Genomic DNA, 20,996 nt, shown 5'->3' on the forward strand with positions numbered 1-20,996 from the left:
GACGTGAGCGCTCACTTTCGTTCCGGGCCGATCACGTCGCACCACGAGCCCCCACGCTGATCAAAGGAGATCCATGCCTCGCACACACCTCGTCCTCGACGCCGCGTTCACCGTGGGGCCGGTGCGCCGTCGCCTGTTCGGTGGGTTCGTCGAGCACCTCGGGCGCCACGTCTACGACGGCATCCACGAGCCGGCACACGAGACCGCCGACGAGCACGGCTTCCGCAAGGACGTCATCGACCTCGTCAAGGAGCTGAACGTCTCCGCGATCCGCTACCCCGGTGGCAACTTCGTCTCCGGCTACAAGTGGGAGGACGGCGTCGGGCCCGTCGAGCAGCGCCCCCGTCGCCTCGACCTCGCCTGGCACTCGACCGAGACCAACGAGGTCGGCCTGCACGAGTTCCAGCACTGGCTCGACGCGGTCGACTCCGAGCTCATGCTCGCCGTGAACCTCGGCACCCGCGGCACGCAGGAGGCCATCGAGCTCCTCGAGTACGCGAACATCGACGCCGGCACCGCGCTCAGCGAGTACCGCCGCTCGAACGGCCGCCAGGAGCCCTTCGCCATCAAGATGTGGTGCCTCGGCAACGAGATGGACGGCCCGTGGCAGCTCGGCCACAAGAACGCCGAGGACTACGGCAAGCTCGCCGCCATGACCGCGAAGGCCATGCGACAGATCCAGCCCGACCTCGAGCTGGTCGCCTGCGGTTCGTCCGGCGCCTCGATGCCGACGTTCGGCGAGTGGGAGCGCACGGTCCTCGAGCACACCTACGACGACGTCGACTACATCTCGGCGCACGCCTACTACGAGGAGGACGGCGACATGTCGACGTTCCTCGCCTCGGGCGTCAACATGGACCACTTCATCGACACCGTCACCACCGCGGCGGACCACGTCAAGGCGCACAAGAAGTCGGACAAGCGCATCGACATCTCGTTCGACGAGTGGAACGTCTGGTCGATCAGCAAGTGGAACGAGCAGCAGAAGACCTTCGAGCTGCAGGACTGGCCGGTCGCGCCGCGCCTGCTCGAGGACGTCTACACCGTCGCGGACGCCGTCGTCGTCGGTGGGCTCCTCATCTCGCTGCTCCGGCACGCCGACCGCGTCGCGTCGGCGAGCCTCGCGCAGCTCGTCAACGTCATCGGCCCGATCATGACCGAGCCCGGCGGCCCGGCCTGGCGCCAGACGACGTTCTTCCCGTTCTCGCTCACCTCGAAGCTCGCGAACGGCACGTCGCTGCAGGTCAAGGCCTCGGGCGACACGGTCGACGGCGGCAAGTACGGCGAGGTCCCCGTGGTCGACTCCGCCGCGACGGTCGAGGACGGCAGGGCAGCGGTCTTCCTGGTGAACCGTCACCAGACCGAGTCGACGACCGTCACGATCGACCTGGCCGGCATCGGCGCCGACGGTGACGTCCGCGCCGAGGGCATCTGGGACGACGACGTGCACGCCGTCAACGACCTCGAGGGCCGCGAGCGCGTCGGACTCCGCACGAACGAGACCGTCCGTCGCGAGGGCGACACGATCACGATCGAGCTGCCCCCGGTCTCCTGGACCGCGGTGTCGATCGGCTGACCCGACCGCCGACCACGGTCGGCGCACGAACGCCTCGGCGAGCGCTCCGGTGAGCGTCGAGTGAGCACGGAGGGCACCGGCCCGCGCGAGCGGACCGGTGCCCTTCGCTCGTGCCGGAGCGGGCCGGAGCGGGCCGGAGCCTGCCGGAGCCTGCCGGAGCGTGCCGGCGCGGGCCGGACGGGAGGCGCGGTGCGGTACCGCCACGGACCTCCCGACCCGGGACGTGCCGGACGGCAGGCGCGGTGCGGTCCGGCCGCGAGCCTCCCGTCCGCCGCTCGGTCAGTCCGCGGACGGCCGCATGTCGTAGGTGACCCACGGGGTCGCCGCGGCGACGCGGTCGTAGACCGCCCGCGCGGTCGCGTTGTCCTCGGCGGTGATCCAGCGGACGACGCTCGCGCCCTCGGCAGCGGCGGTGGCCGCCGCCTCGTGCAGCAGTGCCGTCGCGACGCCGCGCCCCCGGGCGTCGGGAGCCGTGAACAGGTCGTCGAGGTACAGGCCGGTCGTCGCCGACGACGGGCGGGCGAACCGTCGGAGGTCGGCGAGCCCGAGCAGGTGGCCGTCGGCGTCCTCGGCGACCAGGCCGGTCAGCCCGTGTGCACCCGTCGACACCCACTGCCAGGTGGTCCGGACGGCCTCGGTGTCCTCCGGCAGTCGGTAGAACGCGCGGTAGCCGGCGTACAGGGCCTGCCACGCAGCGGCGTCCGTCGACCGCACCGGACGGATGCGCACGACCGCGGCGCGCGCTCGGGACCGGATGTCCGTGATCACGGCGGTCTTCGCGTCGGCGTAGGCGTTCGTGTCGTCCCACGACCGCTCCATCAGCGCACGCTTGGTGTCCTCGTACCGCTGCCGGTCGGTGTCGTCGCGGCGGAGCTGGTCGCGGAGCAGCAGGTAGTCGTCGAGCTCGGCAGCGCCGTGCTCGTACACGTGCACGTGCGCGTCGCGCTCGGGCGTGCGGACGAGGCGGTGCCCGGGCTCGCGTACCCGGAGCTCGTAGCCGGCGCCGAGCAGCGGGGTGAGGTACGCGGCCTCGTCGGTGACGTCCGGCACGGCGACCGCGACGTCGACGATCGGCTTCGCGGCGAGTCCCGGCACGGACGTCGAGCCGATGTGCTCGATCGTGACGTGCTGGCCGTCCAGGGCGTGGGCGATCCGTGCACGGTGCTCCTCGTAGCGGGCGGACCAGGCGGGATCGTGGTCCTGGAGCCCGACGGTCAGCGGTTCGGGGCCGCCGACGATGTCCACCTCGGTGACGTCGGGGTGCGCGTGCGCACCGGTGCGGATCCAGTGGTGGAGCAGGGTGTGCCCGTCCGGGTCGACCACGCTGCGCTCGTACCGGCCGCCGGCGTGCTCGATGACCCGGCGGGACGCGGGGTTCGTCGCGTCGCACGTCAGCATGACCTCGGGCAGCCCGCGCTCGGCAGCCGCGCGGACGACCTCGGCGAGCGCCGCGGACGCCAGGCCCCGGCCCCGGGCGGAGGGCCGGACGCCGTACCCGACGTGCCCGCCGTACGAGCGGAGGAAGTCGTTGAGCTCGTGCCGCAGCGCGATGCTGCCGAGGTACTCGTCGCCCTCGACGATCCAGCGGTAGGTGCACGTCACGTGGTCGGGGCTGGCCGGGGTCGTCTCCTCGGCCAGGAGCTGGTCGACCCAGCGCTCGAAGCCCGCTCGGTCCTGCAGCGCCGCGGCGTCCCGGATCCCGGCGCCGTCCTGGTGGGCACCGTCCCACTCCTGCAGGGCGCGGCGGAAGGACGGGTAGTACTCGGGGGAGGGGGCGACGAGTTCCATCCCGAGATCCTAGGGGTGCTCACGTCCGGCGTGCGCAACGGCAGGCCTGCTCGCGTCAGGCCTGCTGGCGTCAGGCCTGCTCGCGTCAGCGGTAGCGGTAGAACCCCTCACCCGACTCGACGCCGTACTTGCCCTGGTCGAGGTACTCCGACTGCAGGTACGCCGCCCAGGCCTGCGCGCCGGGCTCGGGGGATGCGCTCGCGACCGCGTGCGCGGTGCGGAGCCCGATGACGTCGTACATGCGGAACGGCCCGACCGGGCTGCCGGTCCCGATCTGCCAGGTGGTGTCGATCGTGGCGGGGTCGGCCACCCCGCGGAGCACCAGGCCCGCGGCGGCGTCGAGGAGCGGCACGAGCAGGGAGTTGAGCACGTAGCCCGGCTGCTCCTTGTGCAGGCGGATCGGGACCATGCCGATCTCCTCGGCGAACGTCGCGACGCGCTCGAACACCTCGGGGTCGGTCTGCTCGGTCCCCATCACCTCGGCGGTGTTCTGCCGCCAGACGTGGTTGGCGAAGTGCAGCGCGAGGAAGCGGTCAGGGCGGCCGGTCGCGTCCGCGATCGCGCTCGGCAGCAGGGTCGACGAGTTCGTCGCGAAGACGGTCTCCGCCGGCGCCACCTCGGCGAGCCGGCCGTAGACCTCGCGCTTGGTCTCGAGTCGCTCGGGGACCGCCTCGACGACGAGCTCGGCCCCACCGACGGCCCGGGCGAGGTCGGTGTCGAAGGTGATCCGCGCGACGGCGGCGCCGGCGTCCGGTCGGGCGTCCTGCCCGACGTCGCCGAGGTACTGCTCGACGATGCCCGCGAGTCGCTCACGACCGGCGGCGACCGCGTCCTCGCTGATGTCGTACACGACGACGGGGATGCCGTGTCGGGCGGTCTGCAGGGCGATCTGGGTGCCGAGGACGCCGGCGCCGAGCACGGTGACGGAGCTGAAGGTGGTCATGGTGCCCAGTGTGCTCCCGACCCGTGGGAGTGCGCGGGCGAGCGCCTGACCCGACGCGGGCGCCTAGGCCCGCGGCGGCGGTGCCGTGCTCGCCCGTTCGACCAGGCGCACCGGCACGAGGTCGGTCGACGTGCGGACGGGGGTGCCCTCGATCTGCGCCAGCAGCGTCGCGACCGCCCGCCGCCCGACCTCGTCGAAGGACTGGTGCACGGTGGTCAACGGCGGCCAGAACGACTCCGACTCGGGGAAGTCGTCGAAGCCGACCACGCTGAGGCTCTCCGGCACCGATCGACCGGCCTCGTGCGCCGCCCGGAGGACCCCGAGCGCGGTCTGGTCGTTCACCGCGAAGACGGCGGTGATCTCGGGCCGCGCCGCGATCTCCTGCCCGGCGCGGTGCCCGTCGGCCGTCGACCACCCTGCGGGGAGGACCCGGGGGACCCTGCGGCCCGCGTGCTCGAGCGTCTCGCGCCACGCGACGAGGCGGCGTTCCGCGGAGTACGAGGCGGTGGGTCCGGCGACGTGCCAGACGGTCTCGTGCCCGAGGTCGAGCAGGTGCTGCGTGGCGAGCCGTGCGCCCTCGGCCTGGTCGATGTCGATGGAGGGCCGGTCGGTCGTGCCCGCGGAGTCGACGACCACGAGCGGGACACCGCTCGGCAGCACGACCTCGGCGGTGTCGATGATGTGCGACTCGATGACGATCACGACGCCGTCGACCGCCTGCTCGTGCAGCCGGGAGAGCGCGGTGCGGACGCCCTCGCCGGTACGCGACGCCATGGGCAGCAGGGTGATGGTGAAGTCCGCGGCGGCCGCAGCGGCCGAGATGGCCTCGAGCGTGCGCATGTTGCCGAACGACGCGAGCGTGAACATGATCACGCCGATGGTCCGGAAGCGCCCGGACCGCAGCGCACGAGCCGCACGGTTCGGCCGGTAGCCGAGGTCGTCCATGGCGCGCTGGACCCGGTCCCGGGTGTCCGGGCTGACGTTGTCGAAGCCACGGGCAACGCGCGACACGGTCTGCATCGAGACACCGGCGGCGTCGGCCACGGCGGCCAGCGACGGCGCACGGCGCGGTGCGGTCAGATCGGTCGACAACGCTGTTCCCTCCGTTCGACTTCCCCGAACGCTAGTGCATGTTGACGTTGCCATGCTACGGTGACGTCGTTCGATGTTGACGTCAACATCGACGTCCTCCGGATCCGCGCCAGCGCAGGCAGGGCACGACCCGTGGGCACCGTCGGGTGCCCGGTCCGGAACCCGAACGCAGCAGACAAGGGAGTCACATGAGCACGCTCGCAGCGCGCCCGGCCGAGGCGGCACCGCCGGCGCGGCCGACCGCTCGCCGCCCGAAGGTCCGGGGGCGGTACACCGGCTGGCTGTTCGTCGGCCCCTTCGTCGTCGTCCTCGTGGCGATGCTCATCGTGCCGATCGGCTACGCGCTCTGGCTCAGCCTGTTCCGCGACCAGCTCATCGGCGGCAACCAGTTCGTGTGGTTCGCCAACTACGTGCAGCTGTTCCAGGACGCCCAGTTCTGGGAGGGCCTCGGTCGCGTGGCACTCTTCCTGGTCGTGCAGGTCCCGATCATGCTCGGCCTCGCGCTCGTGGCGGCCCTCGCGCTCGACAGCGCACGGCTCTGGGGCACCGGGTTCTTCCGCATCGCCGTGTTCCTGCCGTACGCCGTGCCCGGCGTGGTCGCCGCCCTCATCTGGGGCTTCATCTACGGCAACCAGTTCGGTCTCACCGGCGCCGCGAACAGCGCGCTCGGCATCGACCTGCTCCAGCCGTTCAGCCCGACCTGGGTCCTCACGTCGATCGGCAACGTGGTCACGTGGGAGTTCCTCGGCTACAACATGCTGATCTTCTACGCCGCCCTGCGCGTCGTGCCCGGTGAGCTCTACGAGGCTGCCGAGCTCGACGGCGCCGGCCCGCTGCGCACCGTCTTCTCGATCAAGCTGCCCGCCCTGCGCGGCCCGATGGTCATCGCGACGATCTTCTCGATCATCGGCAGCTTCCAGCTCTTCAACGAGCCGAACCTGCTGAAGACGCTCGCGCCGAACGTCATCGGCAGCGCCTTCACCCCGAACATGTACGCCTACTCGCTGTCCTTCAGTGGCCAGCAGTTCAACTACTCCGCCACCGTCGCCATCGTCATGGGTGTCATCACCGCCGTGATCGCCTACGTCGTCCAGGTCCGCGGAACCCGCCAGGAGAACCGATGAGCACCCTGCAGCAGCCCGCCGCCGGCGCGACCAGCCCGGCCACGGTCACCGAGGCGACCACCACCCAGCGCGACCCGGGGGACCGGGCGACCCGCGCCTCCCGGTCGCGCCGCGCCGGCAAGCCGGTCGACGGACGCAAGGTGAAGCGCTCCGGTCTCCTGACCGCCGTGATGGTCGTCTTCGTCGTCTACTCGTTCGCACCGCTGTTCTACCTGCTGGTGAACAGCACCAAGACCCAGGCGTCCCTGCTGTCGACGTTCGGCCTGTGGTTCGGCGGCGACTTCAACCTCTGGCAGAACATCGTCGACACCCTGACCTACAACGACGGCATCTTCCTGCAGTGGCTCGGCAACACGCTGCTGTACGTGGTCGTCGGTGCCGGTGGCGCGACCCTGCTCGCCACGGTCGCCGGCTACGGCATGGCGAAGTTCCAGTTCCCCGGCCGTCGCGCGGTCTTCGCCGTCGTCCTCGGGGCGATCGCCGTCCCCGGCACCGCCCTCGCCGTCCCGACCTTCCTGCTCTTCTCGCAGTTCGGCCTGACGAACACCCCCTGGGCGATCATCCTGCCGTCGCTCATCAGCCCGTTCGGCATGTACCTCATCTGGACCTACGCGATCGACGCGATCCCGACCGAGCTCATCGAGGCCGCCCGCATGGACGGCGCCGGCGAGTTCCGGATCTTCTTCACCATCGCGCTGAAGCTCCTCACGCCCGGTGTCGTCACCGTCCTGCTCTTCGCGGTCGTCGCCACCTGGAACAACTACTTCCTGCCGCTCATCATGCTGAGCGACCCGAAGTGGTACCCGCTCACGGTCGGCCTCAACCAGTGGAACGCCCAGGCCACCGGCTCCGGCGCGCAGCCGATCTACAACCTCGTCGTCACCGGATCGCTCCTCACGATCATCCCGATCGTGGTCGCGTTCCTCTTCCTCCAGCGCTTCTGGCAGTCCGGCCTCGCGGCCGGTTCCGTCAAGGCCTGACCCTCCGGACGGGAGGCGCGCCGGCAGCCCGCCACGCGCCTCCCGACCGGGACACAGCAGCACCACCCCAGCCCCAGATCACGAAGAAGTGGAAGGCAACCCATGAACAAGCGTCTCCGGCGCGGGCTCAGCGCCCTCGCCATCGGCGTCACCGCCGCCATCGCGATGACCGCCTGCGCCTCCGGCAGCTCCGCCGGCGGCTCGGCGGACGACATCGACAAGGCCCTCAAGGACGGCGGCACGCTGACCTACTGGTCCTGGACCCCCTCGGCCAAGGACCAGGTCGCCGCGTTCGAGAAGCAGTACCCGAAGGTCAAGGTCAAGCTGGTCAACGCCGGCACCGGTGCCGACCAGTACACGAAGCTGCAGAACACGATCAAGGCCGGCTCGGGTGCTCCCGACGTCGCGCAGGTCGAGTACTACGCGCTGCCGCAGTTCGCCCTGTCCGACTCGCTCGTCGACCTGTCGTCGTACGGCTTCGGCGACCTCGAGAGCAAGTTCTCGAAGGGCACCTGGAGCAACGTCGCCATGGACGGCAAGGTCTACGGCCTGCCCCAGGACTCCGGCCCCATGGCGCTGTTCTACAACAAGAAGGTCTTCGACGAGTACGGCATCGAGGTGCCGAAGACGTGGGACGAGTACATCGCCGCGGGCAAGAAGCTGCACGAGGCGGACTCGTCGAAGTACATCGCGGCGGACTCCGGCGACGCCGGCTTCACCACGAGCATGATCGCCCAGGCCGGTGGCACCCCGTTCACGACCGACGGCGACAAGATCACCATCGACCTGCACGACGCCGGCACGCAGAAGTGGGCGAAGACCTGGGACCAGCTCGTCGAGCAGGGCCTGCTGTCGAAGACCACCGGCTGGACCGACGACTGGTACAAGCAGCTCGGCAACGGCCAGATCGCCACGATGGTCACCGGCGCCTGGATGCCCGGCAACCTGATGGCCAGCGTGCCGGACGCAAAGGGTGACTGGCGCGTCGCCCCGATGCCGACCTACGACGGCGGCCAGGCCCAGACCGCCAGCAACGGCGGCAGCTCGCAGGTCGTCATGAAGCAGTCGAAGAACCCGGCCCTCGCCGCCGGCTTCCTGAAGTGGCTGAACTCGTCGGAGGAGTCCACGAAGGTCTTCATGCAGTCCGGCGGCTTCCCGTCGACGACCGCTGACCTGAACTCGAGCTCGTTCCTGGACGAGAAGCCGGAGTACTTCGGTGGCCAGGAGATCAACAAGGTCCTCGTCGACGCCTCGAAGTCCTCGGCGAACGACTTCACCTACCTGCCGTACCAGGTCTACGCGAACAGCGTCTACGCCGACACCGTCGGGCAGTCCTACCAGAACGGCACCTCGCTCGAGGGCGGTCTGGAGGCCTGGCAGAAGGCACTCGTGAAGTACGGCAAGGACCAGGGCTTCACGGTCGAGAGCAAGTAACACCCGCGTTCCCCACACCCCGGGGCCGTGCGGACACCACGTCCGCACGGCCCCGTCGTACGAGAGAGACACACCATGCGCTTCGCCATCGGCGACTCCGACTTCCTGCTCGACGGCGAGCCGCACCGGGTCCTGTCCGGCGCGATCCACTACTTCCGCGTGCACCCGGACCTCTGGCAGGACCGGATCCGCAAGGCGAAGCTGATGGGCCTCAACACCATCGAGACCTACGTCGCCTGGAACGCCCACGCGCCGCGTCCCGGTGTGTTCGACCTGACCGGCGGCCTCGACCTGGGCCGGTTCCTCGACCTGGTCGCCGCCGAGGGCATGCACGCCATCGTCCGCCCCGGGCCCTACATCTGCGCCGAGTGGTCGAACGGCGGCCTGCCCTACTGGCTCTTCGCCGACGGCACCGTCGGCGTCCGCCGGAACGAGCCGGGCTTCCTCGCCGCCGTGCGGGAGTACCTCGAGCACCTCGCGCCGGTGCTCGTCCCGCGCCAGATCGACCAGGGCGGCCCGATCGTGCTCGTGCAGGTCGAGAACGAGTACGGCGCCTACGGCTCGGACGCGTCCTACCTGCGGGCGCTCGAGGAGATGCACCGGGCCATCGGTCTGACCGTCCCGTTCACGAGCGTCGACCAGCCGATGGACTCGATGCTCGAGGACGGCTCGCTGCCCTCGCTGCACAAGACCGGCTCCTTCGGGTCCCGCTCCACGGAGCGTCTCGCGCGCCTCCGCCAGGCGCAGCCGACCGGCCCGCTCATGTGCTCGGAGTTCTGGGACGGCTGGTTCGACAGCTGGGGCGAGCACCACCACACCACCCCGGCGTCCGCGTCGGCGTCGGACCTCGACGACCTGCTCGCCGCCGGCGGCTCCGTCAACATCTACATGTTCCACGGCGGCTCGAACTTCGGCTTCACCAACGGCGCGAACGACAAGGGCGTGTACCGGCCGATCGCGACGTCGTACGACTACGACGCTCCGCTCGACGAGGCCGGTCGCCCGACGGCGAAGTTCCACGCGTTCCGGTCCGTGATCGAGCGCTACGCGCCCGTCCCGCCGCTGCCCGAGTCGATGCGGGAGGGTGGGTCGGGCCGCCTTGAATCGTATGATCGTTCGAGCGGCCGGGAGGCGCGGGTCACCCCAGCCACGGACCTCGCGGTCCGCCTGGACCGCGTGGCGTCGCTCCGCTCACTGCTGCCCACGCTCGCCGACTGGTCGACGCACGACGAGCCGCCGACCTTCGACGCCCTCGGCGCCGCGAGCGGCTTCGTGCTGTACCGCACCGAGGTCGACCTGCCGGACGGCGGCGTCCTGACCGTCGGCACCGAGGTCCGCGACCGTGCGGTCGTCTCGGTGGACGGGGTCGTCGTCGGCGTCCTCGAGCGCGAGCACCACGACCGGGCGATCGCGCTCCCGCCGGTCACCGGCACGCTCGAGCTCCTCGTCGAGGACCAGGGGCGCGTCGACTACGGCCCCCGCATCGGCGAGCCGAAGGGCCTGATCGGCGGCGTGGCCGTCGACGGTGTGCCGCTCGCCCGGTGGTCGGCGTCACCGCTCGCGCTCGACCCGATCGCACCGGCGGCCGTCGACCAGCTCGCGGCGCTGGTACCCACCGACGGTGACGTGCTGGCCGGGCCCGTGCTCGCCGCCGGGTCGTTCGACCTGACGTCCACCGAGGACCGCTACCTGTCGCTCGACGGCTTCCGCAAGGGTGTCGCCTGGGTGAACGGGTTCTGCCTCGGGCGGTACTGGTCGCGCGGGCCGCAGCAGACGCTGGCCGTGCCGGGGCCGGTGCTCCGTGCCGGTCGGAACGAGGTCGTCGTGTTCGAGCTGCACGCCTCGGCGTCCCGCACGGTCTGCATGCTGCTCGAGCCCGACCTGGGGCACACCGAGGCGTAGCGGGCAGGGTCAGGCGTCGAGGGCGTCGAGGGCGTCGAGGGCGTCGAGGGCGCCGAGGTCGGCCAGGGCGCGCTCGGCGTCGGCGATCCGGTCGGCTTCGGGGCGGGTCCACCACTCGGGGCCGCGCTCGCCGAGCCCGTGCTTCGCCAGGCCGTTCCGGTGCCGGGCGGCGGCGAGGGCGTCCTCGTCGCCGGCGCGCTTCGCCTGCCGCACGGCGTTGCGCCCGCGGCCGAGGTGCGAGCGCAGTGCCGCGGCGACCTCCTCGGGCAACGCGGGGTCGGTGCGACGCCACCGGCGGCCGTCCACGACGAAGAAGTGGTCGTCGGGCTCGGCGGTCATGCTCCCGAGTCTGCACCGTCGGTGGTCGGCGGTAGACAGGTGTCGATGACGGAACCACGCGTGCGACCCATGCTCGACGTCAAGCGGATCTACGCCGAGGATGCTGCCCTCGAGCTCCCGCGCGGGCAGGAGGTCCTCGGGCGCTGGCCGGACGCCGAGATCGTGCCGGTCGCCTCGCACTGGAACATCCCCGAGGTCCACGGCGACGAGCGCAACGTGCAGCGCTGGGTCCGGATCAAGACCGAGGCGCTCGTGCTCGGCGTGAAGAAGTCGCTCGTCACCCGGCCGAACGGGCGCTCCGCCGACTTCATTGCCCCGTCGACGGCGAACGGGTGCGCGATGGCGTGCGCCTACTGCTACGTGCCGCGGCGCAAGGGGTACTCGAACCCGGTGACGGTGTTCGCGAACATCGAGCAGATCACGAAGCACGTGGCGCGCAACATCGCGAAGCAGGGGCCGAAGACCGAGCCGAACCAGTGCGACCCGGACGCGTGGGTCTACGACATCGGCGAGAACAGCGACTGCTCGGTCGACGCGCTGATCAGCGACAACGTGCGCGACCTCTGCGACCTCTTCCGGATGACGCCCACCGCGAAGGCGTCCTTCGCGACGAAGTACGTCAACCGCGAGCTGCTCGACTGGGACCCGATGGGCCGCACGCGCATCCGGTTCTCGCTCATGCCGCACGAGACCGCGAAGGTCACCGACATCCGCACGAGCCCGATCGCCGCGCGGATCGCCGCGGTCAACGACTTCGTGGACGCCGGGTACGAGGTGCACCTCAACTTCTCGCCCGTGATCCTGACGCCGACGTGGGAGTCGGACTGGGCCGAGCTGCTGCGCCAGGTCGACGACGTGCTGTCTCCCGCGGCCAAGGCGCAGCTCGCGGCCGAGGTGATCTTCCTGACGCACAACCAGCCCCTGCACGAGGTCAACCTCGGCTGGCACCCGAAGGCCGAGGACCTGCTCTGGCGTCCCGACCTGCAGGAGCAGAAGGTGTCGCAGAACGGTGCGGTCAACGTGCGCTACCGGTCGGGCATGAAGGGGCAGCTCGTCGAGCGGTTCCGTGAGCTGGTGGCGGAACACCTGCCGTCCTGCCGCATCCGGTACGCCTTCTAGGCACCTCGCCCCGGAACGACGAACGCCCGCACCGCTCGAGCGGTACGGGCGTCAGAGCGCGAGGCTCACTTGCCGTCGAACGCGTCCTTGGCCTTCTCCTTGTCGAGGCGACCCTCGCCCATGACCTGGTCCTTCTGGCCCTGGTGCGTGAGCTCGGCGTCGTCGGTCTTCTTGCCGACGGCCTCCTCGACCTTGCCGGCGACCTTCTGGGTGACGTCCTTGGCCTTGTCTCCGAGCGACATGGTGTCTTCCTTCCTCCGGGAACCGCCGAGGGCTCCCGGCGTCTGTGGAACCGAGACAACCAGGGCGTCGGCGCCGACTCGCGGCCCGGTCGGAGGTTCGTGTACCCCGACCGGGTCGGCCGGGGTACGCCTACGGGACGAGGCGCTCGGCGCGGTAGCGGTCGAACAGGTCGGTGAAGGCCCGCTCGGTCCGGCGGAAGGCGGTGAAGCCCGCCTCGCGGCTCTTGCCCATGTCGGTCACGACCTCCATCGCCCGGCCGAGGTCGGCGTCGGTGTGCCACCACGAGGCCAGCCGTGTGACGTCCGGCTCGGCCAGTCCGTACCGCTCGGCGATGCCGGCCCACGCGCCCTCGTGCGGAGCCATCTGTTCCTCGAGCGGCCGAGGACGGTCCTGGTAGCCGACGACCCGAGCCGGGTCGACGCCGAGGTGTGCGGCGAGACGCGGCCACATCCACCGCCACCGGAACACGTCACCGTTCACGACGTTGAACGGCTCGTCCGCACCCTCGGGGCTGGTGGCTGCCCAGACCATGTGCTCGGCGAGGATGCCGGCGTCGGTCATGTCGGTCAGCCCGTTCCACTGCGCCTCGCTGCCCGGGAACACGAAGTCCAGGCCGAGCTCCTTCGCGAGGGTGGCCTGCACGGCGATGGTCAGGCCCATGTTCATGGCGTTGCCGACGGCGTACCCGATGACGGTGTGCGAGCGGTGCACCGACCACGTGAACCCCTGGCGCTCGGCTGCGGCGAAGAGCTCGTCCTCCTGCGCGTAGTAGAAGTTCGGGGTGTCGAGCCGCGGCTCCTCCTCGTGGAAGGGCGTGTCCGGCATCTCGCCCGCCGCGTACGCCTCGAACGGGCCGAGGTAGTGCTTCAGCCCGGTCACCAGGGCGACGTGGGCGAGCGGCGCGTGGGACAGCGCGGCGAGCAGGTCGCGGACCATGCCGCCGTTCACGCGGATGTTCTCGGCCTCGGTGTCCTGGCGCTGCCACGCGGTGAAGAACACGTGCGTGGGCCGCTCGTCGGCGAGGGCCGCCGTCAGCGAGTCCGGGTCGCGGAGGTCGGCGGCGACGGTCCGGACACCGTCGCGCGCGAGCGGGCGGCGGGAGAGTGCGGTCACGTCCCACCCGAGACCGAGCAGGTGGTCGACGAGGGCGGAGCCGGTGATGCCGCTGGCACCCACGACGAGGGCTTCGGGGCGGGCGGGGGTCGGTTCTGTGGTGGTCGTCATCGTCGGGTGCAACGCGCGCCGACGACAGGTGTTCCCTACCGGGGGCGTCGGATCCGGATCGGACCCTTCGCCGTGGACGGGTCGACCACGCTGCCGTGCTGGGTGATCTCGACCTCACCCCGCGCGACCATGCGACGTGCTGCCCGTCGGGCGGGCTCCATCAGGGGGCGCCAGTCGTCGGGCTCGAGGGACCGCGCGACCTCGGACGGGCAGATGCTCGACGTCCGTGCGCGGGCGGCGAGCAGCTCGTCGATCCGCTGCTCCAGGGCACGGTCGGTGGCGTCGACGCCGTGCTTCCGGCACGCAGCCGAGCACCACTTCGCGTCGGGGGAGGCGGACGACGGCATCCGCCGACCGCACGACGCGCAGGTCCGTTCCGCGTGCGCCTCCTGCGATGCCGAGGCGTCCGCAGCGGTCCTGATCGCTCGTCCCATGCGCACCATCCTGGTCCTGCGGTCCGACACGACCCACAGCACAGGCTCGGCTGGCACGATCGGACCGGTGGAGCCCGAACCGAACGACCCCCGCCCGCACGGACCCGCCTGGGTCGAACACGAGATGTGGTGGCACGTCTACCCGCTCGGCGCGGTCGGCGCCGAGGTCCGTCCGACGACGCCCGTCGATGACCGTCCGGTCGAGCACCGGCTCCAGCGGCTCGTGCCCTGGCTCGACCACGTCGTCGCCCTCGGGCTGAACGGCCTGCTGCTCGGGCCGGTCTTCGCGAGCTCGACGCACGGGTACGACACCGTCGACCACTTCCGGGTCGACCCCCGACTCGGCGACGAGGCCGACCTCGTCGCGCTGGTCGGGGCCGCCCACGAGCGCGGTGTCCGGGTCGTGCTCGACGGCGTGTTCAACCACGTCGGGCGCGAGCACCCCGCCTTCCGTGCGCTCGAGGAACAGGGCCCGGACGCCCCGACCGCGGAGCTCTTCGCGGTCGAACGGTCCGGTTGGCAGGCAGGGGACCCCGTGCCGGTCCGCGACTTCGAGGGGCACGACATCCTCGTCGCGCTCGACCACGAGGGCCGCGCCGCCGAGGACCTGGTGGTCGAGGTGATGACCTACTGGCTCGCCCGCGGGGTCGACGGTTGGCGGCTCGACGCCGCGTACGCCGTGCCGCCGTCGTTCTGGGCACGGGTGCTGCCGCGGGTGCGCGAGCAGTACCCCGACGCCTGGTTCAGCGGCGAGGTCATCCACGGTGACGCAGCTGCGATCGTCGCGGCGTCGACGATGGACTCCACCACGCAGTACGAGCTGTGGCAGGCGGTCTGGCACGGGATCGCCGACCGGAACTGCTTCGAGCTGGCACACGCCGTGGAGCGGCACGATGCCCTGCTCGCGACGTTCGTCCCCACCACGTTCGTCGGCAACCACGACGTGACGCGGATCGCGAGCGCGGTGGGGGAGCGGTTCGCCGGGCACGCCGCCGCGGTGCTGTTCACCGTGGCCGGCACCCCCGTGGTCTACGCGGGGGACGAGTACGGCTGGACCGGGGTCAAGGAGGAACGCGAGGGTGGCGACGACGCCGTCCGTCCGGAGCTGCCCGCGACGCCGCCCGAGCCGGACGACCTGACCCACGCGCACGAGGCCCTCGTCGCCCTGCGTCGGCGGAACCCCTGGCTGCACCGGGCGCACACCGACGTCGTCCACCTGACCAACACGGCCGTGGTCCTGCGCACCGCGACGGCCGACGCCGCGGTGGTGACCGCCCTGAACCTGGCCGACGACCCGGTGGAGGTGCCCGCGGCCGACGCGACACGGGTCGAGGCGGGCGGGGGCGACCTGCGGGACGGCACCCTGCGCCTCCCGGCCGCCGCCTGGGCCGTCCTGACCGCCTGACGCTTCCGCGTACAGAACGAGACTCGGGCCGGCGGACGGTTCCGCGGTCCCACGACCACGGAACTGTCCGCCGACCCGAGCCTCGGCGAAGGGGGATCGACCGCTACTTGCGGGCGGACGCCGCCCGGCGCTTGTTGAACACGTCGAACGCGACGGCGGCGAGCAGCACCAGGCCCTTGATGAGGGACTGGAACTCGGTGCCGACACCGAGGATCGACATGCCGTTGTTCAGGATGCCGATGATGAGACCACCGACGATCGCACCCGGCACCGTGCCGATGCCGCCGGTGACGGCGGCGCCACCGATGAACACGGCCGCGATGGCGTCGAGCTCGAAGCCGTTGCCGGCACCCGGGGCGGCCAGGTTGAGCTGGCCCGTGAAGACCACGCCCGCCAGGGCCGCGATGACGCCCATGTTCACGAAGAGCAGGAACGTGACGCGCTTGGTCTTGACGCCGGACAGCTGCGCGGCGAGGGCGTTGCCACCGATCGCGTACACGTGGCGACCGAACACCGAGCTGCGCATGACGACCGAGTAGACGACCACGAGCAGACCGAGGACGACGAGCACGATCGGGGTGCCGTTGTAGCTGGCGAGGAGCAGCGCCACGTAGATCACGAGCGCGGCGCCGAAGGCCGTCTTCACGATGAACCAGGCGAACGGCTCGCTCTCGAGCTGGTACTTGCGACGCGTGATGCGGCCCCGGAAGGCCGAGATCACCATGACGGCGGCGGCCGCGATGCCGAGGATCATCGTGAGCGGCTCGTAGCCCGTGGTGCCGAACGACGGCAGGAAGCCGGAGCCGAGCGAGCGGAAGCCCTCCGGGAAGGGCGAGATCTGCTGGTTCTGCAGCACGATCTGGGTGGCGCCGCGGAACGCGAGCATGCCGGCGAGCGTCACGATGAACGCCGGGATGCCGAAGTACGCGATCCAGAAGCCCTGCCAGGCACCGACGAGGGCGCCGACGACCAGGCAGAGGAGCGCCGCGACCGGCCAGGGGAGGCCCCACTGGGTGATCATGACGCCCGCCATCGCACCGCTGAAGGCGACGACCGACCCGACGGACAGGTCGATGTGGCCGGCGATGATCACCATGACCATGCCGATCGCCAGGATCAGGATGTAGCTGTTCTGGACGATGATGTTCGAGACGTTGATCGGGGCCAGCGTGATGCCGTTCGTCGCCACCTGGAAGAAGATGACGATGACGATCAGCGCGATGAACAGGCCGATCTGTCGGAGCTGCCCGGTGAGGTAGCCGGCGGCGGACTTAAGCGCGTTCATTGACTGGGGTCTCCCGTTCCTGGGTCATGTACTGCATGAGGACCTCTGGCGTGGCCTCGGAGCGGGGCACGTCAGCGGTGATCGTGCCCTCGGAGAGTGTGTAGATGCGGTCGCAGATCCCGAGCAGCTCGGGCAGCTCGGACGAGATCACGATGACGCCCTTGCCCTGGTCGGCCAGGTCGTTGATGAGCGTGTAGATCTCGTACTTCGCGCCGACGTCGATGCCGCGGGTCGGTTCGTCGAGGATGAGCACGTCCGGGTCGGCGTACATCCACTTCGACAGGACGACCTTCTGCTGGTTGCCGCCGGAGAGCTTGCCCGTCACGGCGTCGACGTTCGGCGCCTTGATGTTCATGCTCTTCAGGAAGCCGCCAGCGACGGTGGTCTCCTTCGAGGCGTTCACGAAACCCCAGTCGGCGAGCTTGCCCAGTGCCGAGCCGGAGATGTTCCGCTTGATGTCGTCGATGAGGTTGAGGCCGTACCGCTTGCGGTCCTCGGTGGCGTAGGCGATGCCGTTGTCGATCGCCCGGGTCACCGTGTTCGTCTTGATCGGCACCCCGCGCTTGTAGACGGTGCCGGAGATGCCGGTGCCGTACGAGTGCCCGAAGACGCTCATCGCGAGCTCGGTGCGGCCGGCGCCCATGAGGCCGGCGATGCCGACGACCTCGCCCGCGCGGACGTTCAGGTTCACCTGGTGGATGATCTCGCGGGAGCCGTCGAGCGGGTGGTGGACGGTCCAGTCCTCGATGCGCAGGAGCTCCTCGCCGATCTTCGGCTCGCGCTCCGGGTAGCGGCTGGACAGGTCGCGACCGACCATGCCGCGGATGATCCGGTCCTCGGAGACGTCGTCGGCGTGCATGTCGAGCGTCTCGATGGTCTTGCCGTCGCGGATGATCGTGACCTTGTCCGCGATCGCCTTGATCTCGTTGAGCTTGTGGCTGATGATGATCGCCGTCATGCCCTCGGCCTGCAGCGAGCGGATGAGCTCGAGCAGGTGCTCCGAGTCGTCGTCGTTCAGCGCGGCGGTCGGCTCGTCGAGGATGAGGAGCCGGACCTCCTTCGAGAGCGCCTTCGCGATCTCGACGAGCTGCTGCTTGCCGACACCGATGTCCGTGACCTTGGTGACCGGGTTGTCCCTGAGCCCGACGCGCTTGAGCAGCGCCGCCGCCTCGAGGTTCGTCTGGTTCCAGTCGATGAGCCCGCCCTTGACGCGCTCGTTGCCGAGGAAGATGTTCTCGGCGATCGACAGGAACGGGCTGAGGGCGAGCTCCTGGTGGATGATCACCACGCCCGCCTTCTCGGAGCCGTTGATGTCACCGAACTGCACCGGCTTGCCGTCGAGCAGGATCTCGCCGTCGAAGGAGCCGTGCGGGTAGACGCCCGACAGCACCTTCATCAGGGTCGACTTGCCGGCGCCGTTCTCGCCGCAGATCGCGTGGACCTGACCGCGCTCGACCTCGATCGAGACGCCCTGGAGCGCCTTCACACCGGGGAAGGTCTTGGTGATGTCCCGCATCTCGAGGATGGTGTCCGCCATGTGGACCGCCTTTCCGTCGTCCGCGCCTGGGCGCGGGTGGAGACGGACTGGAGGCGCGGTGCGGGGGTGCACCGCGCCTCCAGTCCTGTGGATGGTTGCGTCCTACTTGAGGTCGGCTTCGGTGTAGTACCCGCTGTCGACGAGGACCTCCTTGTAGTTGGCCTTCGTCACCACCGTGGGCTGGAACAGGTAGGTCGGGACGACCTTGACCTTGTTGTCGTAGCTCTTGGTGTCGTTGACCTCGGGGGTCTTGCCGGAGAGCAGGTCCTCGGCCATCGTCACGGACTGCTTCGCGAGCTTGCGGGTGTCCTTGTAGATGGTGGAGTACTGCTGGCCCGCGATGATCGACTTGACCGAGGCGGCCTCGGCGTCCTGGCCGGTCACGATCGGCAGCGGACGGTCACCCGAGCCGTAGCCGGCGCCCTGGAGGGCCGAGATGATGCCGATCGACATGCCGTCGTAGGGCGAGAGCACGCCGTCGAGCTTCGTGCCGCCGGAGTACGTCGACGCGACGAGGTTCTGCATGCGGGCCTTGGCGGTCGCCGGGTCCCACTGCTGCGTGGCGGCCTGCGAGAGCTGGTCCTGGCCGGAGCCGATCTTCAGCGTGCCGTCCTCGAGGTACGGCTTGAGGGTGTCCATCGCGCCGTTGAAGAAGAACCCGGCGTTGTTGTCGTCGAGCGAGCCGGCGAAGACCTCGATGTTGAAGGGGCCCTTCTTGCCGGTCTTCTCGCCCTTGTCGTCCAGCACGCCGAGCCCCGTGAGGAGCGAGGTGGCCTGGTCGACGCCGACCTTGTAGTTGTCGAACGACACGTAGTAGTCGACGTTCTTGTTGCCGGTGAGCAGGCGGTCGTACGAGATGACCTTGATGCCGGCCTTGGCGGCGGCGTCGAGCTGGTCGGAGAGTGCACCACCGTCGATCGACGCGATGATCAGGACCTTCGCGCCCTTGGTGATCATGTTGCTGACCTGCTGGGCCTGCTGCTGGACCTTGTTGTCGCCGTACTCGAGGTCGACCTTGTAGCCGGCCTTCTCGAGGTCGCTCTTGACGGCGTTGCCGTCCTTGATCCACCGCTCGGAGACCTTGGTCGGCATCGCGACGCCGACGAGGGCGCCCTTGTTGCCGTCCGCGGTGTCGCCGCCGCCCTCGGTGGACGCACGGCCGCCGGCCGAGCATGCTGCCAGGGAGAACGCGATGCCGAGGGCCGCGACCCCCGCGATGATCCTGCGCTTCATCATCGAAGTACCTCTGTTCCTCTCGCGTCGTCCTCGACGCGCTCGGGTGCTGGGGCTGCTGTGCCCCGTGGGATGTGCTCGTGTGAGCGCTCACATACTGAGGGTTCCGTACCGGGGTGTCAACTCGTCGTGACCGTTCCGAGATGTTGTTGCGCCGAGCGGACCGGACGCTACGCTCGGCCACGTGACGACAACGACCGCGCTCGGGGGTCCCGGCGGCAGACGCCGGAAGGCCCCGACGATCTTCGACGTCGCCGAGCGCGCCGGGGTCTCCCACCAGACCGTCTCCCGCGTGATCAACGGCGATCCGACCGTCCGCGACGCCTACCGGTCGCAGGTCACCGACGCCGTCGCCGAGCTCGGCTACCGTCCGCGTGCCGCCGCCCGCGCCCTCGCCGGCGGACGCAGTCGCGCGCTCGGCATCATCACCGCGGGCGACGCGCTGTACGGACCGTCGAGCACCGCGGTCGGCTTCGAGCGTGCCGCGCGGTCGGCCGGGTACCACGTGCTGCTCTCGACGCTGCCGGACGACCCGCGCCCCGTGGACCTGTCCGGGGCGCTCACCACGCTGCTCGCGCAGGACGTCGCCGCGATCGTGCTGGTCGCCGCCGACAACCGCGTGCTCGACGCGCTCGCGTCGCTGACGATCCCGGTCACCGTGCCGGTCGTCGTCGCGAACGCCGTGCAGCGCGACGCCGTCCGGACCCCGGCGGCACGCAGTGTCGCCGCCGTCGCGATCGACCAGGCCGCGGGCACCACGCTCGTGATGGAGCACCTGTTCGCCCGAGGGCACCGCCGGGTCGTGCACATCGCCGGACCCGCGGTGTCCCAGGAGTCCGAGGTCCGCCGGGAGACCTACGGGCGGATCATGCGCGACGCCGGACTCGAACCGGTCGTGCTCGACGGCGACTGGACCCCGGCGAGCGGCTTCGCGGCGGCGCGGACGATCGACGTGCACGCGGTCGACGCGGTCTTCGCCGGGAACGACCAGATGGCGCTCGGGGTGCTGCACGCCTTCGCCGACGAGGGACTCCGCGTGCCGGACGACATCGCCGTGGTGGGGTTCGACGACATCCCCGAGGCCGCGCACTTCACCCCGCCGCTCACCACCGTGCGCCAGGACTTCATGGCGATGGGGCAGCGGGTGCTCGAGGCGGTCCGGGCCGTCGTCGAGGGGGAGCCCCTCGACGAGACGCTGCTGCTGCCCGAGCTCGTGGTGCGGCGCTCCGCCTGAGCGGCGGCGCCGGTCGTCCCGGTCGCACGACGTGCCGCCAGCGGTCGTCCCGGTCGGACGACGTGCCGTCCATCGCACGGACGGACGGCACGTCGTGCGACCTG

At 70.5% G+C, this 20,996-nt stretch carries 18 protein-coding genes; 8 read left to right on the forward strand and 10 right to left on the reverse strand.

The genetic code is table 11. From position 1 onward, the window contains the following. Positions 1 to 73: 73 nt before the first annotated feature. On the forward strand, positions 74 to 1,576 hold the full coding sequence (locus ACH0A8_RS08945; RefSeq protein ID WP_209685681.1) for an alpha-N-arabinofuranosidase: 1,503 nt from the start codon (positions 74 to 76) through the stop codon (positions 1,574 to 1,576). Positions 1,577 to 1,855: 279 nt separating this feature from the next. Here ACH0A8_RS08945 and ACH0A8_RS08950 read toward each other — a convergent pair whose 3' ends face one another. From ACH0A8_RS08950 to ACH0A8_RS08960, 3 genes are all read right to left on the reverse strand, one after another. Beyond that, the gene (locus ACH0A8_RS08950) at positions 1,856 to 3,364 is read right to left on the reverse strand and encodes a GNAT family N-acetyltransferase (RefSeq protein WP_209685684.1); all 1,509 of its coding nucleotides are present in this window, start codon (positions 3,362 to 3,364) and stop codon (positions 1,856 to 1,858) included. An 85-nt stretch (positions 3,365 to 3,449) separates the two neighbouring features. After that, positions 3,450 to 4,307 (reverse strand): 3-hydroxyacyl-CoA dehydrogenase, encoded by an 858-nt coding sequence (locus ACH0A8_RS08955; protein ID WP_209685686.1) that lies wholly within the window; start codon positions 4,305 to 4,307, stop codon positions 3,450 to 3,452. A 63-nt stretch (positions 4,308 to 4,370) separates the two neighbouring features. Further along, on the reverse strand, positions 4,371 to 5,399 hold the full coding sequence (locus tag ACH0A8_RS08960) for a LacI family DNA-binding transcriptional regulator (protein ID WP_066655683.1): 1,029 nt from the start codon (positions 5,397 to 5,399) through the stop codon (positions 4,371 to 4,373). A gap of 188 nt (positions 5,400 to 5,587) precedes the next feature. On the opposite strand from ACH0A8_RS08960, the gene ACH0A8_RS08965 reads away from it, so the two are divergent. The 4 genes from ACH0A8_RS08965 (at position 5,588) to ACH0A8_RS08980 (ending at position 10,839) form a co-directional block, all read left to right on the forward strand. Then, on the forward strand, positions 5,588 to 6,523 hold the full coding sequence (locus tag ACH0A8_RS08965) for a carbohydrate ABC transporter permease (RefSeq protein ID WP_066655681.1): 936 nt from the start codon (positions 5,588 to 5,590) through the stop codon (positions 6,521 to 6,523). Beyond that, a complete protein-coding gene (locus tag ACH0A8_RS08970) occupies positions 6,520 to 7,503 on the forward strand; it encodes a carbohydrate ABC transporter permease (RefSeq protein WP_066655680.1) in 984 nt (327 codons plus the stop codon). Before ACH0A8_RS08965 ends, ACH0A8_RS08970 begins: the two co-directional genes overlap by 4 nt. Positions 7,504 to 7,605: 102 nt before the next feature. After that, positions 7,606 to 8,937, forward strand: a complete 1,332-nt coding sequence (locus ACH0A8_RS08975; RefSeq protein WP_251154530.1) for a sugar ABC transporter substrate-binding protein — start codon at positions 7,606 to 7,608, stop codon at positions 8,935 to 8,937. Between the two features lie 75 nt (positions 8,938 to 9,012). Further along, a complete protein-coding gene (locus ACH0A8_RS08980) occupies positions 9,013 to 10,839 on the forward strand; it encodes a glycoside hydrolase family 35 protein (RefSeq protein ID WP_406907016.1) in 1,827 nt (608 codons plus the stop codon). 9 nt (positions 10,840 to 10,848) lie between these two features. On the opposite strand, the gene ACH0A8_RS08985 is transcribed toward ACH0A8_RS08980, so the two are convergent. Next, entirely contained in the window at positions 10,849 to 11,178 is a 330-nt protein-coding gene (locus ACH0A8_RS08985) for a biopolymer transporter Tol (protein WP_406907017.1), read from the reverse strand. 45 nt (positions 11,179 to 11,223) lie between these two features. On the opposite strand from ACH0A8_RS08985, the gene ACH0A8_RS08990 reads away from it, so the two are divergent. Further along, positions 11,224 to 12,297, forward strand: a complete 1,074-nt coding sequence (locus tag ACH0A8_RS08990; protein WP_406907018.1) for a spore photoproduct lyase family protein — start codon at positions 11,224 to 11,226, stop codon at positions 12,295 to 12,297. A 65-nt stretch (positions 12,298 to 12,362) separates the two neighbouring features. On the opposite strand, the gene ACH0A8_RS08995 is transcribed toward ACH0A8_RS08990, so the two are convergent. The 3 genes from ACH0A8_RS08995 to ACH0A8_RS09005 form a co-directional block, all read right to left on the reverse strand. After that, the gene (locus tag ACH0A8_RS08995; protein WP_126891475.1) at positions 12,363 to 12,539 is read right to left on the reverse strand and encodes a CsbD family protein; all 177 of its coding nucleotides are present in this window, start codon (positions 12,537 to 12,539) and stop codon (positions 12,363 to 12,365) included. A 130-nt stretch (positions 12,540 to 12,669) separates the two neighbouring features. Continuing rightward, complete coding sequence (locus ACH0A8_RS09000; protein ID WP_406907019.1) at positions 12,670 to 13,764, reverse strand: SDR family oxidoreductase; 1,095 nt, start codon at positions 13,762 to 13,764, stop codon at positions 12,670 to 12,672. A 35-nt stretch (positions 13,765 to 13,799) separates the two neighbouring features. Next, on the reverse strand, positions 13,800 to 14,198 hold the full coding sequence (locus tag ACH0A8_RS09005) for a DUF3253 domain-containing protein (protein ID WP_066658549.1): 399 nt from the start codon (positions 14,196 to 14,198) through the stop codon (positions 13,800 to 13,802). Positions 14,199 to 14,322: 124 nt separating this feature from the next. Here ACH0A8_RS09005 and ACH0A8_RS09010 point away from each other — a divergent pair, with 124 nt between their 5' ends. Continuing rightward, a complete protein-coding gene (locus ACH0A8_RS09010) occupies positions 14,323 to 15,603 on the forward strand; it encodes an alpha-amylase family glycosyl hydrolase (RefSeq protein WP_406907047.1) in 1,281 nt (426 codons plus the stop codon). 103 nt (positions 15,604 to 15,706) lie between these two features. Here ACH0A8_RS09010 and mmsB read toward each other — a convergent pair whose 3' ends face one another. The 3 genes from mmsB to chvE all read right to left on the reverse strand — a co-directional run bounded on the left by mmsB (position 15,707) and on the right by chvE (position 19,661). Then, complete coding sequence (gene mmsB, locus ACH0A8_RS09015) at positions 15,707 to 16,888, reverse strand: multiple monosaccharide ABC transporter permease (RefSeq protein WP_066655663.1); 1,182 nt, start codon at positions 16,886 to 16,888, stop codon at positions 15,707 to 15,709. Then, positions 16,875 to 18,425: a multiple monosaccharide ABC transporter ATP-binding protein gene (gene mmsA, locus ACH0A8_RS09020; RefSeq protein ID WP_066655660.1), complete on the reverse strand. Its 1,551-nt coding sequence runs from the start codon at positions 18,423 to 18,425 to the stop codon at positions 16,875 to 16,877. Before mmsA ends, mmsB begins: the two co-directional genes overlap by 14 nt. Before the next feature lie 102 nt (positions 18,426 to 18,527). Further along, positions 18,528 to 19,661, reverse strand: coding sequence for a multiple monosaccharide ABC transporter substrate-binding protein (gene chvE, locus ACH0A8_RS09025; RefSeq protein ID WP_066655659.1), 1,134 nt, complete (start codon positions 19,659 to 19,661; stop codon positions 18,528 to 18,530). A gap of 181 nt (positions 19,662 to 19,842) precedes the next feature. On the opposite strand from chvE, the gene ACH0A8_RS09030 reads away from it, so the two are divergent. Further along, positions 19,843 to 20,892: a substrate-binding domain-containing protein gene (locus ACH0A8_RS09030; protein ID WP_066655657.1), complete on the forward strand. Its 1,050-nt coding sequence runs from the start codon at positions 19,843 to 19,845 to the stop codon at positions 20,890 to 20,892. Positions 20,893 to 20,996 lie beyond the last annotated feature (104 nt).

This window comes from Curtobacterium sp. 179-B 9B NHS (assembly GCF_045370965.1).
Lineage (GTDB): Bacteria > Actinomycetota > Actinomycetes > Actinomycetales > Microbacteriaceae > Curtobacterium.

What these genes read in the sequence shown, in the direction of transcription:
- ACH0A8_RS08955 (WP_209685686.1), bottom strand. Translation starts at nt 4,307, where the DNA reads ATGACCACCTTCAGCTCCGTCACCGTGCTCGGCGCCGGCGTCCTCGGC.
- ACH0A8_RS08950 (WP_209685684.1), bottom strand. Translation starts at nt 3,364, where the DNA reads ATGGAACTCGTCGCCCCCTCCCCCGAGTACTACCCGTCCTTCCGCCGC.
- ACH0A8_RS08980 (WP_406907016.1), top strand. Translation starts at nt 9,013, where the DNA reads ATGCGCTTCGCCATCGGCGACTCCGACTTCCTGCTCGACGGCGAGCCG.
- ACH0A8_RS09010 (WP_406907047.1), top strand. Translation starts at nt 14,323, where the DNA reads ATGTGGTGGCACGTCTACCCGCTCGGCGCGGTCGGCGCCGAGGTCCGT.
- ACH0A8_RS08985 (WP_406907017.1), bottom strand. Translation starts at nt 11,178, where the DNA reads ATGACCGCCGAGCCCGACGACCACTTCTTCGTCGTGGACGGCCGCCGG.
- ACH0A8_RS08965 (WP_066655681.1), top strand. Translation starts at nt 5,588, where the DNA reads ATGAGCACGCTCGCAGCGCGCCCGGCCGAGGCGGCACCGCCGGCGCGG.
- chvE (WP_066655659.1), bottom strand. Translation starts at nt 19,661, where the DNA reads ATGATGAAGCGCAGGATCATCGCGGGGGTCGCGGCCCTCGGCATCGCG.
- ACH0A8_RS08945 (WP_209685681.1), top strand. Translation starts at nt 74, where the DNA reads ATGCCTCGCACACACCTCGTCCTCGACGCCGCGTTCACCGTGGGGCCG.
- ACH0A8_RS09000 (WP_406907019.1), bottom strand. Translation starts at nt 13,764, where the DNA reads ATGACGACCACCACAGAACCGACCCCCGCCCGCCCCGAAGCCCTCGTC.
- mmsA (WP_066655660.1), bottom strand. Translation starts at nt 18,425, where the DNA reads ATGGCGGACACCATCCTCGAGATGCGGGACATCACCAAGACCTTCCCC.
- ACH0A8_RS08990 (WP_406907018.1), top strand. Translation starts at nt 11,224, where the DNA reads ATGACGGAACCACGCGTGCGACCCATGCTCGACGTCAAGCGGATCTAC.
- ACH0A8_RS08975 (WP_251154530.1), top strand. Translation starts at nt 7,606, where the DNA reads ATGAACAAGCGTCTCCGGCGCGGGCTCAGCGCCCTCGCCATCGGCGTC.
- ACH0A8_RS08995 (WP_126891475.1), bottom strand. Translation starts at nt 12,539, where the DNA reads ATGTCGCTCGGAGACAAGGCCAAGGACGTCACCCAGAAGGTCGCCGGC.
- ACH0A8_RS09005 (WP_066658549.1), bottom strand. Translation starts at nt 14,198, where the DNA reads ATGGGACGAGCGATCAGGACCGCTGCGGACGCCTCGGCATCGCAGGAG.
- mmsB (WP_066655663.1), bottom strand. Translation starts at nt 16,888, where the DNA reads ATGAACGCGCTTAAGTCCGCCGCCGGCTACCTCACCGGGCAGCTCCGA.
- ACH0A8_RS08970 (WP_066655680.1), top strand. Translation starts at nt 6,520, where the DNA reads ATGAGCACCCTGCAGCAGCCCGCCGCCGGCGCGACCAGCCCGGCCACG.